General features: G+C 40.4%; 9 protein-coding genes. 1 reads left to right on the plus strand and 8 read right to left on the minus strand.

Annotation, left to right across the window (positions count from 1 at the left end):
- Positions 1 to 100 precede the first annotated feature (100 nt).
- From meaB to AC6BKE_RS21720, 8 genes are all read right to left on the minus strand, one after another.
- Positions 101 to 1,198, minus strand: coding sequence for a methylmalonyl Co-A mutase-associated GTPase MeaB (gene meaB / locus AC6BKE_RS21685; protein ID WP_499858016.1), 1,098 nt, complete (start codon positions 1,196 to 1,198; stop codon positions 101 to 103).
- A complete protein-coding gene (gene scpA, locus AC6BKE_RS21690) occupies positions 1,198 to 3,351 on the minus strand; it encodes a methylmalonyl-CoA mutase (RefSeq protein ID WP_036122829.1) in 2,154 nt (717 codons plus the stop codon). Before scpA ends, meaB begins: the two co-directional genes overlap by 1 nt.
- Entirely contained in the window at positions 3,348 to 5,051 is a 1,704-nt protein-coding gene (locus AC6BKE_RS21695; protein ID WP_342503672.1) for a methylmalonyl-CoA mutase family protein, read from the minus strand. Before AC6BKE_RS21695 ends, scpA begins: the two co-directional genes overlap by 4 nt.
- Before the next feature lie 121 nt (positions 5,052 to 5,172).
- Complete coding sequence (locus AC6BKE_RS21700) at positions 5,173 to 6,510, minus strand: dihydrolipoamide acetyltransferase family protein (protein ID WP_499858017.1); 1,338 nt, start codon at positions 6,508 to 6,510, stop codon at positions 5,173 to 5,175.
- A 170-nt stretch (positions 6,511 to 6,680) separates the two neighbouring features.
- Positions 6,681 to 7,664, minus strand: a complete 984-nt coding sequence (locus tag AC6BKE_RS21705) for an alpha-ketoacid dehydrogenase subunit beta (protein WP_008179931.1) — start codon at positions 7,662 to 7,664, stop codon at positions 6,681 to 6,683.
- Entirely contained in the window at positions 7,664 to 8,680 is a 1,017-nt protein-coding gene (locus AC6BKE_RS21710; protein WP_036122822.1) for a thiamine pyrophosphate-dependent dehydrogenase E1 component subunit alpha, read from the minus strand. The genes AC6BKE_RS21705 and AC6BKE_RS21710 overlap by 1 nt, the downstream gene beginning before the upstream one ends.
- A gap of 86 nt (positions 8,681 to 8,766) precedes the next feature.
- Positions 8,767 to 10,194 (minus strand): dihydrolipoyl dehydrogenase, encoded by a 1,428-nt coding sequence (gene lpdA / locus AC6BKE_RS21715; RefSeq protein ID WP_036122819.1) that lies wholly within the window; start codon positions 10,192 to 10,194, stop codon positions 8,767 to 8,769.
- Positions 10,195 to 10,379: 185 nt separating this feature from the next.
- Positions 10,380 to 11,474: a Leu/Phe/Val dehydrogenase gene (locus AC6BKE_RS21720; RefSeq protein WP_048392303.1), complete on the minus strand. Its 1,095-nt coding sequence runs from the start codon at positions 11,472 to 11,474 to the stop codon at positions 10,380 to 10,382.
- Positions 11,475 to 11,860: 386 nt separating this feature from the next.
- Here AC6BKE_RS21720 and AC6BKE_RS21725 point away from each other — a divergent pair, with 386 nt between their 5' ends.
- The gene (locus AC6BKE_RS21725; protein WP_004231186.1) at positions 11,861 to 12,097 is read left to right on the plus strand and encodes a DUF2627 domain-containing protein; all 237 of its coding nucleotides are present in this window, start codon (positions 11,861 to 11,863) and stop codon (positions 12,095 to 12,097) included.
- Positions 12,098 to 12,133: the final 36 nt, after the last annotated feature.

Below are 12,133 nucleotides of genomic sequence, written 5' to 3' on the forward strand. Positions count from 1 at the left end.
TAAAAATTTTTTGACGCTCATCCATCTCTTATCATAGCAGTTTGCAACGAATTTGTGCACCTACTTGCTCATCACAATTCAGTTGAATACTAAGATTCGTTTACTTGTCTTCCTGCTCTTCGTTAAATAAACGATCGACACCTTGTGTGACAGTCAGTTGTCCACTTAAAATTTGACGTTCAAGTAGCAGTACCTGTGCTTTACGCTGTGGATTCCCATAAAATTGATCAATTAAATGGTCGGTAATCATCGATTGAAACCACTCTTTTGTTTGTTGTTGTCGACGAGTAGCCCAATAGTGATTGGCTTCAACAATTTGCTTGAAATCTCCAATTGTCTCCCAAACCTTATCAAGTCCCCGTTTTTCTAATGAACTAACAGGCATTGCTGTAGACATCCAACCGAGTGTAGCGGGCTGTAAAAAATGCAAAATTTGCTTATACTCTGCAACCGTTTTTTTGGCTAAACGAATATTATCGCCATCTGCTTTATGCACGACAATGGCATCCGCTAATTCCATGATGCCTTTTTTCATGCCCTGCAATTCATCTCCTGCCCCTGTTAACACAAGGAGTAGAAAGAAATCAACCATCCCACGGACGTAGGTTTCGCTTTGCCCTACACCAACCGTTTCAATTAAAATCACATCATAGCCTGCCGCCTCACAAACTAACATTGTTTCACGGGTCTTTTTGTGAACACCCCCAAGGGTACCTGCCGATGGAGATGGGCGAACAAATGCAGTAGGCTTCTTAACGAGCTCTTCCATGCGTGTTTTATCGCCAAGAATACTCCCACCTGATAAGGAAGAACTTGGATCAATCGCAAGAACAGCTACTCGTTTTCCCATATCACAAAGCATTGTTCCGAAAGCCTCAATGAATGAACTTTTTCCCGCTCCTGGAACTCCGGTAATGCCAATTCGAATACTATTTCCTGTATGCGGAAGAAGCTCCTGTAATAATTCTTGTGCTTGCACTTTATGAGTAGCGTTGGCACTTTCAATGAGGGTAATGGCTTTTGATAAATGTGTGCGAGAGCCCACACGTACTTGTTGAGCAAGCTCTCCTACATTCATATTGTCTGCCTTTTTCTTTCGGAATTTTTTAGGTGTGCCATACTGCATACCGTCGTGAGTTGCCTCGACTCCGTCCATGACAAATAGCGCACTGTCTTCCATTCCTTTGTTTTTGTCCATTATTCAGACACTTCCTCATAGCCTAAACGTTTGTAGATTTCTTCAATAATTTTTTGTGCAGATACAGGAATCACTGTACCTGGTCCAAAAATGGCTACTGCACCAGCATCGTAAAGGAAGTCATAATCTTGCGCTGGAATAACACCACCAACAATAATGATAATATCTTCACGACCTAGCTTTTCAAGCTCCGCAATTAATTCAGGCACTAATGTTTTATGACCTGCTGCTAGTGAAGATACACCAATGACATGGACATCATTTTCTACAGCCATCTGAGCAGCCTCAGCAGGTGTCATAAATAATGGTGAAATATCTACGTCAAAGCCTAAATCAGCATAACCTGTTGCAACCACCTTGGCACCGCGGTCATGTCCATCCTGTCCCATTTTTGCTACTAAAATACGTGGACGACGTCCTTCATTTTCAAGGAATTCTTCTGTCATTTGCTTCACTTCCGCAATTTGCTCCTCATCTGAGAAATTGGCAGAGTAAACACCTGAAATAGAACGAATCACAGCCTTATGACGACCAGAAATCGCCTCGATAGCATCAGAAATTTCACCTAAAGAGGCACGCGCACGTGCTGCATCCACCGCCACAGCTAGTAAGTTCTCCTCACCATCTTGAGCAGCTTTTGTTAAACGAGCTAAATGTTTTTGAACTTCTGCTTCATCACGTGCTGCCTTCATCGCTTCTAAACGTTCAATTTGTTTTTGACGAACAATTGTATTATCAATATCCAAAATGTCAATTGGCTCTTCTTTTGCTAAGCGATATTTATTCACTCCTACAATGGTTTCTGTTTTAGAGTCAATTTTTGCTTGGCGTTTGGCTGCGGCTTCTTCAACCTTCATTTTCGGAAGTCCTGTTTCAATCGCTTTGGCCATCCCTCCAAGTGCTTCAATTTCTTCGATCAATGCCCAAGCGGATTGCGTAATTTCTTCTGTTAGTTTCTCCACATAGTACGAACCGCCCCATGGATCAATCACTTTCGTCATCGCTGTTTCCTCTTGTAAAAATAACTGTGTATTACGCGCGATACGTGCCGAGAAATCTGTTGGAAGTGCAATCGCTTCATCCAGTGCGTTGGTATGGAGGGATTGTGTGTGTCCCATTGAAGATGCATTCGCTTCGAATAATGTACGAGCCACATTGTTAAATGGATCTTGCTCCGTTAAAGACCAGCCCGATGTTTGAGAATGGGTACGTAATGCTAATGTTTTCGGATTTTTCGGATTAAATGTTGACATCATTTGTGCCCAAATACGACGTGCTGCACGCATTTTAGCTACTTCCATGTAATAATTCATACCGATTGCCCAGAAGAACGATAGACGAGGTGCAAAGGCATCGATATCAATTCCTGCTTTCAATCCTGTACGTACATATTCCAAGCCATCTGCTAACGTATAGGCAAGCTCAATGTCATTTGTTGCGCCAGCTTCTTGAATATGGTAACCAGAAATTGAAATAGAGTTAAATTTTGGCATATATTTCGCTGTATATTCAAAAATATCTGCGATGATTTGCATTGACATAGCTGGTGGGTAAATATATGTATTACGCACCATATATTCTTTTAAAATATCATTTTGAATTGTACCTGCTAATTTGTCTGGTGTTACCCCTTGCTCTTCAGCTGCCACAATATAGAAGGCAAGAACTGGTAAAACTGCTCCATTCATTGTCATAGAAACGGACATTTGATCTAACGGTATTTGATCGAAAAGGATTTTCATATCCTCAACAGAGTCAATAGCAACACCAGCTTTCCCTACATCCCCTGTTACACGTGGATGATCTGAGTCATAGCCTCGATGCGTCGCTAAGTCAAACGCTACAGAAAGACCTTTTTGCCCCATTGCCAAATTTCGTTTATAGAAGGCATTGGATTCCTCAGCCGTTGAGAAACCTGCGTATTGGCGAACGGTCCAAGGACGTGCTACATACATAGTAGGGTATGGTCCACGTGTATTAGGTGCAATACCTGCTACATCGTTTAAATGTTTCGCATCTTTAATATCTTCCTTCGTGTAAATATCTTTAATTTCAATCCCTTCATTTGTCATAAACTTGTCGTCAGACGCTTGTGGGGCTTCAGCTGTTAACACTTTTTCTATTTCTACTACATTAAAATTAGGCTTGCTCATCGTTGGACCTCCTTCATGCTCGCAAACACGGACTGTAATTTTTCAATGATGTTCTGTCCTGCGAAAATAAAGCCGTTTAAACCATTTGCTAACCATGCTTCTTCTTCATCTTTAAATTTACCTGCAACATCTATAAGCACATTTGCTGGTTGTGCAGCTAAAATAGCCGGTACAAGTGCCTTTGTATCATCGTCACTGCCTGCAATTACAACATACTTAGCCTCTGTAGCCTGCAACCAAGCAATCGCCTCTTCAGCAGTTGCCACTGGCTCACTTTTTTCTGGAACAAGACCAACTGTATTTAAGAAACCAGCTACAAAATCTGCACGTGGCTTAGAGCTTTTTAATGACCCTAATGCTAAAATACCTGTTTTCACATCAGCTGCTGTCATTTCTGCACGCAACTTCTCAAATGGAACAGCAATACGTTTGATATCAGCAAATAATGGGTTTGTATCCTGCTCAAGTACATCTGCTGGATTTGCATAAATATTCGTTCCAATTAATGATTGCTTACGTGTTGATGCAGCTTTGATTCGAGTATGATAAGTGGTTGCCACTTCTTCCGCAAGCTTGCCAGACGCTATATATTCATCCATCCCGCCAGCAGCCTCGATATCTAAAAATAATGCCCACGCTTCTTTTACAAAGTCTGCTGTTAACGACTCAATAAAATAAGAGCCTCCTGCTGGATCTGTCACTTTCAAAACATTTGTTTCTTCTTTTAATATTAATGATACATTCCGAGCGATACGAATCGATTGTTCCGTAGGCTTCGTTAACACATCATGCGGATGAACAGTAAAGAGATCAGCTCCACCAATTAAACCAGAAAGCGCTTCATTGGAAGAACGTAATAAATTGACATACACATCTAATTTAGAAAAGCTTCTTAGTGATGTTTCAGCAACCGTTGGGATTTTTACACTGTCTGTCACACCATAAGCAGATGAGAACGCTTTCCAAAGTACTTTAAAAGCACGAAGTTTGGCAATTTCCGTAAAGAATTGTGTATCAATGGCAAAGATTACAAAAAACTTCTTCGAGAATGCTTCAAAGCTTTCTTCCTGTTCTGCAAACTTGGCTGCTAATGCAAGTGCATAGGCTAGCTCTTGTACTGCGTTGGCACCTTCATTGTGATAAACGGTCGTGTCAGCACTGACTGAGCGCACGTTCGGAAATGCGTTGAAAGAGATCGGGTCCTTAGAAACAATGAAACCTTTAACTGCTTCACGTTGATCCTCTGCAATATTGTCAAATACTGCTAATAATGGGTCTTTTGTATTTTTAATAGTAATTTTAAATGAATATTCTGAGAAATATGATGCTAATTTGACCAATACTTCTTCTGTCCAATCAAACTTCACACGACTATCCACTGTAATCACTTCATTGCCTCGCGCTAAACTATCTTCAAGCTGTGCAAAAAATGCTTCACTTGTATCAGCGTGAATTTGCTGTGCCACCTGAAACGCTTGACTATTTTGTAGGGAACGGATTGTGGCAACTTGTAAATCAAGCTCTTCTCCAAGCTTAGCTACTAAACTTTCTTGCGTGTAAAGCGGCTGTAATGTAACACCTTCATTTGTTTTGGAAAATAGTGACTCAAATGGTTTCCCTTTTAAAGCTTTGATTGCTGCATCTTGCCAGTCTGAATAGGCTGGTTTTTCAAATTCAATATTTTTCATGTTGTTTGACATGCGGACGCTTAATCAGCTTCCCCCCTTAGTAGTTTCTATTTGTTATTCTACATGACAAATTGCGACTCGAAAAGCATAAAAAAAATCGGAAACCCTTATACAGCAGGTTTCCGACGAGTCATCAGTAGACTGACGTTGAAGATTTATTTGTATTTTCGAGTATTTCTTTCACTCTATTTAGGAATTTACCACATACAAGTCCATCCAACACACGATGATCTAATGATAAACATAAATTCACAATATCACGTGCAGCAAACATTCCACCTGGTAAAACGACCGGTTTTTTTACAATGCTTTCCACTTGAAGAATCGCTGCTTGTGGGTAATTAATGATCCCCATCGATTGAACAGAGCCAAATGCTCCCGTATTATTAACAGTAAATGTACCACCAGTAATGTCACCCATTGCCAATTTACCTGTACGAACTTTATTGGCAAGTTCATGGATTTCTTTAGCAATTCCTTTAATGGATTTTTCATCTGCGTGTTTTATAACAGGCACAAATAGGGCATCATCTGTTGCTACTGCAATCGAAATATTGATGTCATGCTTTTGGATAATTTTATCTTCCGCCCACATTGAATTCAGCATTGGGAATTCCTTTAATGCTTGAGCAACTGCTTTTACAAAGAAGGCGAAATATGTAAGATTAAAGCCCTCTTTTTGCTTAAATTCATTCTTTAAGCTATCACGATAAGACACTAAATCTGTTACATCCACTTCCATCATCATCCAAGCATGTGGTGCTTCATGGACACTTTTTACCATATTATTTGCAATCGCACGACGCACTTTTGTCACTGGAATTTCAATATCTCCAGGATGAACAGGTACAGGTGCAACTGCTTTTTCCACTTGTTGCTGTGGTGCTGTCGGTGCTGGCTCAACTGTAGGTTGCACCGTTGATAAAGTTGGTGCGACATCATTTGCTGTAGGGATATTGCCAGTTTCAATTAGCTTTATCAGGTCTTTTCTTGTGATACGACCACCTTCACCTGTGCCCGTCACTTGATCGAGTGCAATATCGTGCTCCTGTGCAAGTCGAAGAACGGCTGGTGAGTAGCGTACTTTATCTTTACGCGTCTCTTTTGGTGCAGCTGCTGGAGCTGCCACCTGCTGTGGTGCCTCCTGTTTCTTTTGAACACCAGCATTTAAAATAGCTGTGCTTACTGCTGATTTTTTTTCAGCTGGTGGAGGTGGTAATTCGCCCTCTCCAGCTATTTCAATCGAGCATACGACTGCCCCAACTGGCAAGGTTTGACCTTCTTGCGCAAGAAGCTCCGTAATAACCCCTTCAAATGATGATGGGATTTCAGCATTTACTTTATCTGTAACAACCTCTGCTAATGAATCATATTTTTTAACTGTATCTCCAGGCTTAACAAGCCATTTTTCAATTGTACCTTCTGTTACACTTTCGCCGAGCTGTGGCATTGTAATATTTTGAACTGACATCCTTTATTCCTCCCATCAATTAAGCCTAGGCGTCCTTGTACCTGATGCAGCGCTAAAATCATTAAACGTAGATAGGCAATTAGACAAATTTTGACTTACCTACACGTAAGTCAAAATCTGTTCATCCGTCTGAGGCTTTTCGTTTTTTCATTCAGCCTTATTGTGATCTGTTAGAACGCAGCAAGTTCTCGCATTGCACGTTCAACTTTATCAGGATTAATCATAAAATATTTCTCCATTGTTGGTGCATATGGCATGGCTGGCACATCAGGTCCTGCTAGACGTTGAATTGGAGCATCAAGCTCAAATAAACAATGTTCTGCAATAATCGCGGCAACTTCACTCATGATACTGCCTTCTTTATTATCCTCTGTGACAAGTAATACTTTGCCTGTTTTACTTGCAGCCTCAATAATCGCTTCTTTATCAAGAGGATAAACCGTACGCAAATCAAGGATATGAGCGGAAATACCATCTGCAGCTAGACGTTCAGCCGCTTGGAGGGCAAAGTGCACTGCTAAACCATACGTAATTACTGTTACATCGTCCCCTTCACGTTTCACATCTGCTTTACCAATTGGTAATGTGTAATCATCTAGCGGTACTTCACCTTTTATTAAGCGATACGCGCGTTTATGTTCGAAAAATAATACCGGATCTTCATCACGAATCGCCGCTTTCAGTAAACCTTTTGCATCATATGGTGTTGATGGTATGACAATTTTCAAACCTGGTGTCCCAGCAAAAAGTGCTTCAACGGATTGTGAATGATAAAGTGCACCGTGGATGCCTCCACCAAAAGGAGCACGGATGACCATTGGACAAGTCCAATCGTTATTGGAACGGTAACGAATTTTCGCTGCCTCCGAAACGATTTGATTGACAGCTGGCATAATGAAATCAGCAAATTGCATTTCTGCAATTGGACGCATACCATACATTGCAGCACCAATTCCAACGCCTGCGATGGCACTTTCTGCAAGTGGTGTATCTAGCACGCGATATTCGCCGAATTGATCGTATAGTCCATTTGTGGCTTTAAATACCCCACCTTTACGACCAACGTCCTCTCCTAAAATGAAAACACGCTCATCACGTTCCATCTCTTCTTTCATTGCTAATGTAATCGCATCAATATAAGACATAACTGCCATTACATGTCACCTCCGTCCACTGGTGCATAAACATATTTAAGTGCATGCTCTGGTTGTGCATATGGAGCCGCTTCTGCATAATCTGTTGCTTCATTTACTTCAGCCATCACACGTTGTTCCATTTCAGTGCGAATTGTTTCTGTCATAACGCCAGCATCCATCAGATACTTTTCAAATAATAGAATCGGATCTTTTGCTTTACCTTCTGCAATATCTTCAGCCGTACGATATTGACGATCGTCATCATCTGAAGAATGGGCTGTTAAACGATATGTCACCGTTTCAATTAAGCTTGGACCTTCTCCATTACGTGCACGGTCTGCTGCTTCTTTTACCACTTTATACACTTGTAATGGACATTTACCATCTACCGTCACACCCGGCATACCGTAACCAATACCACGATCAGATACTTTGGCACAGCCTAATTGACGTTCAACTGGCACAGAGATAGCATATTGATTGTTTTCTACCATAATAATAACGGGTAGCTTATGAACACCCGCAAAGTTTGCTCCTTCATGGAAATCTCCTTGGTTAGATGAACCTTCCCCAAGCGTAACGAAAGAAACAAAATCTTCTTTTTGTAGACGTCCAGCAAGCGCAACACCAACTGCGTGCGGAACTTGCGTTGTGACAGGAGATGATCCTGTTAGAATACGATTTTTCTTTTGACCAAAGTGACCTGGCATTTGACGACCACCGGAGTTTGGATCTTCTGCTTTTGCAAATGCAGACAACATCAGTTCTCTTGGTGTCATACCAAAATGTAAAACCACACCCATATCACGATAATATGGTGCAATATAATCCTTATTATTATCAAGTGCAAAGGCTGCTCCAACTTGTGCTGCCTCCTGGCCTTGACAAGAAATAACAAACGGAATTTTACCAGAGCGATTTAATAACCACATACGCTCATCTAATCTTCTGGCCATTAACATTGTTTCGAACATAGCAAGTACATCTTCATTTGACAAACCTAAATCTTCATGTTTGATTTGTACATCTTGCATACGAACACCCCTTTCGTATTATAGAGAAATAACTATCTTATCCTATATCCCCACATTTGGATACGTTAGTTATGAAATTCAGAAAATTAAAAATGGATAGCACGATCATCAACCGCTAAAGCAGATTCCACTAAAACCTCATTTAACGATGGATGTGGATGAATAGCCTGACTAATTTCCCATGGCGTTGCATCTAATACTTTCGCTAATGATGCTTCCCCAATTAAATCGGTCACATGAGGCCCTACCATATGAATACCCAAAATATCATCTGTTTCTTCATCCGCAATAATTTTGACAAAGCCCTCTGCCTCACCATTAACTAATGCTTTCCCAATAGCCTTGAATGGGAATTTACCAATCTTTAATGAAAATCCACGTTCTTTTGCCGCACGCTCTGTCAAGCCAATGCTGGCAACCTCTGGATATGAGTAAACACATTTTGGTACTTTCAAATCATCCAATTTCTCTGTTTTACCTGTTGCAATATGTTCAATAGCTGCCATTCCTTCATGAGAAGCAACATGTGCTAATTGTAAGCCACCAATCACATCTCCTATAGCATACATATGGGATTCCTTCGTTTGATAGGAATCATTCACCTTAATAAAGCCATTTTCAACTTCGATTTCTGTATTTTCTAAGCCAATACCTTGCGTATTCGCCTCACGTCCTACACAAAGTAATAGTTTATCTGCTTCAAAAATTTCTTCTTTATCATCCACCGTCGCTGAAATGAAAACGTTATCATTTTCAATTTTGAATGTACTCGCATCTAGTCGAGCATTTGTCACAATGCGAACACCTCGTTTTTCAAGCTGTTTCGTCACTTCTTTGACGATATCTGCATCTTCTGCTGGTAAAATCGATGGACCGTATTCGACGATCGTTACATACACACCAAAATCGCATAGCATAGATGCCCACTCAATTCCGATGACACCGCCACCAACGATTAATAATGATTTTGGTAATTTTTCTAACGCTAAGGCATGATCTGAATTCAGCACATATTGCCCATCAACCGTTAAGCCTGCCATTCCACGAGGCTTTGAACCCGTTGCAATGACAACGTTTGTAGGAACAAGCATTTCATTTTCATCACCATTGGACATCTCTACAGAAATCGTGCCTGGCATAGGAGAGAAAATAGATGGCCCTAAAATTCGCCCTGTACCCTGATAAACATCTATTTTGCCTTTTTTCATCAGTGTATTCACACCTTGACTTAATTGCTCAACGATGGCTTGTTTTCTAGCCTGAACTTTGTCAAATTGCAATGTCACACCTTCAATATCGACACCATAGTCACTAGCTGTTTTATTAGCCATGCGATATACTTCCGCACTTCGAAGTAAGGCTTTACTTGGGATACAACCTTTATGCAAGCAAGTTCCGCCTAAGCGTTCACGTTCTACAATAGCTGTTTTCAAGCCCAACTGCGCAGCTCGAATGGCAGCAACATATCCGCCTGTACCTCCACCTAAGATGACAACATCATAATTTTGAGCCATGTTTATTCCCCCTTTTGAGAAAAATGCTAAAGTAATCTATCTATTAAACAACCAACTTACCAATTTTCCAACGGTTAGTTCTTGCTTTAGAAGAGCTTTAGCTTCACTTCATCGAGATCCTTATTTCTGGTTGAAAATAGAAGAAGTCGACAATGCGACTTCTCATAATGTATCAACCATGTCGATTAGCGACCGTGTAAAATATTTTTTTCATTTTTTAAGAATTGGCTGCGAGATTTCGCTACACGAGCGATACGTTCCTCAGCTAAGCGATTCGCTGCCACATATGTTGGAATGCCATCCCGTTTAGAAATAGCAAAGATTTTTTCAATACTATCATAAATACCATCAACGCGTTTCATTGCACGTTCACGATTATAACCATATAATTCATCTGCAACGTTTATCACGCCACCAGCATTAATCACATAGTCTGGTGCATAGACGATACCTAATTCATGCAAATAGTCACCATGGCGAGAATCTTTTAATTGATTGTTAGCAGATCCAGCAATCACTTTCGCTTTTAGTTGTGGAATTGTTTCATCGTTTAAAATAGCGCCTAATGCACATGGTGAGAAAATATCGACTTCCTGCGCATAAATTTCATCGGGTGCCACTGCAATAGCGTCGAAGTCATTAACAACTCGATCAATGGCTGCCTGATTGATATCTGTTACAACAAGTTTTGCCCCTTCATTATGTAAATACTCGCAAAGCTTGTAGGCTACATTTCCTAGACCCTGTACAGAAACTTTTAATCCTTCTAATGAATCGGAACCAAATGCTTCTTTTGCCGCCGCTTTCATACCACGGTAAACGCCATACGCTGTTACTGGAGATGGGTTACCTGAAGAACCAAATGCAGGAGAAATTCCTGTTACATAGTTTGTTTCTTCATGGATTAAATCCATATCAGATACCGTTGTACCTACATCTTCAGCTGTAATATAACGGCCATTCAATCCTTGGATGAAACGACCTAATGCACGAAACATTTCTTCATTTTTATCTTTAAATGGGTCACCTATAATGACCGTTTTTCCACCGCCAAGGTTTAAACCAGCTGCAGCATTTTTGTAAGTCATACCCCTTGCTAAACGTAACGCATCTTCAATAGCATTTTCTTCTGATGCATATGTCCACATACGTGCTCCACCTAGTGCTGGTCCAAGTGTTGTATCATGGATAGCGATAACCGCTTTTAACCCTGATGCTTCATCTTGGCAAAATACCAATTGTTCATAATCATACTTTTCCATATACTTGAAGATTTCCATGAAACTCGCCCCTTTGCTTTGGAAAGTGCATCCCCAAATGCCCATCCAATCAAGTTTTATCTAACAATCCTGTCTCCATCGCGTTGCCATCTCAGTAAAACTGAGCCCCTCTTATTCAGTAGGTGTTTAGACCCCAATGTATGAAGAAAAAATTGTTTAGTAATGGATAATATTGCTCCACTTATTTTTACAATACTGACAAATTCACAATTTCGCAACTATTATTACATATTCTTATTTAAGTAAGAATTTTCTAAACATTCTGTTACAACCGCTACTTTATGTCCTTCCTCGTTTTTATTTAAAAATATTATATTGATTTCTCCCTTCCTTGACATTCCATCATCCACAGGTACAATTAATCATAGGAATAAGGAGGGGTATGCATGGCCCGTTTAGCTGCATTTATTGTAATGCTTATTCCAGGTCTTATGGCTGCAGGTGGCATTAAATTTATGCGTGATACATTATTTGGTAAACTCATTTCACCATTCCCATTTTTATGGCTACAATTTGTAGTAGGTGTTATTTTCTTTGTAATAGGCTTTGGGTTTTTCGCAGGATTTTTACTACATCGCGACCGAAAAAATGGAAAAGTAGCACCACGCTTTCAGAAAAAATAAAAATAGCTATCCACATAAGTCTCACCGACTTACTGG

The organism is Lysinibacillus sp. COL-1 (genome assembly GCF_059814265.1).

What these genes read in the sequence shown, in the direction of transcription:
- meaB (WP_499858016.1), bottom strand. Translation starts at nt 1,198, where the DNA reads ATGGACAAAAACAAAGGAATGGAAGACAGTGCGCTATTTGTCATGGAC.
- scpA (WP_036122829.1), bottom strand. Translation starts at nt 3,351, where the DNA reads ATGAGCAAGCCTAATTTTAATGTAGTAGAAATAGAAAAAGTGTTAACA.
- AC6BKE_RS21695 (WP_342503672.1), bottom strand. Translation starts at nt 5,051, where the DNA reads ATGTCAAACAACATGAAAAATATTGAATTTGAAAAACCAGCCTATTCA.
- AC6BKE_RS21700 (WP_499858017.1), bottom strand. Translation starts at nt 6,510, where the DNA reads ATGTCAGTTCAAAATATTACAATGCCACAGCTCGGCGAAAGTGTAACA.
- AC6BKE_RS21705 (WP_008179931.1), bottom strand. Translation starts at nt 7,664, where the DNA reads ATGGCAGTTATGTCTTATATTGATGCGATTACATTAGCAATGAAAGAA.
- AC6BKE_RS21710 (WP_036122822.1), bottom strand. Translation starts at nt 8,680, where the DNA reads ATGCAAGATGTACAAATCAAACATGAAGATTTAGGTTTGTCAAATGAA.
- lpdA (WP_036122819.1), bottom strand. Translation starts at nt 10,194, where the DNA reads ATGGCTCAAAATTATGATGTTGTCATCTTAGGTGGAGGTACAGGCGGA.
- AC6BKE_RS21720 (WP_048392303.1), bottom strand. Translation starts at nt 11,474, where the DNA reads ATGGAAATCTTCAAGTATATGGAAAAGTATGATTATGAACAATTGGTA.
- AC6BKE_RS21725 (WP_004231186.1), top strand. Translation starts at nt 11,861, where the DNA reads ATGGCCCGTTTAGCTGCATTTATTGTAATGCTTATTCCAGGTCTTATG.